Source organism: Lactobacillus sp. UMNPBX17, assembly GCF_002553735.1.
Classification (GTDB): Bacteria; Bacillota; Bacilli; order Lactobacillales; family Lactobacillaceae; genus Lactobacillus; species Lactobacillus gallinarum.
Genome location: NZ_PCYT01000204.1, coordinates 1 through 242 on the forward strand (window position 1 = coordinate 1; position 242 = coordinate 242).

General features: G+C 41.3%; 1 pseudogene. It reads left to right on the forward strand.

Annotated elements, in window-relative coordinates:
• Positions 1-242, forward strand: a pseudogene (locus CP368_RS10950) (IS3 family transposase); the annotation flags it as partial.

Here is a 242-nt window from a genome sequence, read left to right on the forward strand (position 1 = left end):
CAAGAAAAAGATCAGAACAAATAGCTAAGGCAATTACTGATCTAAGGCATGAATTCAAAGTCAGCTTGGACTACGTCTTAGAAGCAATCGCTGAGCATCCAGGGCTACCGATAATTGCCAGAAGCTCTTACTACAAGATCATTAAAAGAAAGCCTAAAAAGCCTAAGCGTTCTAAACTCATTGCCAAGATCAAGGAAATCTTCAATTATCATCAGGGGCGCTATGGCTATCGCCGAGTAGCA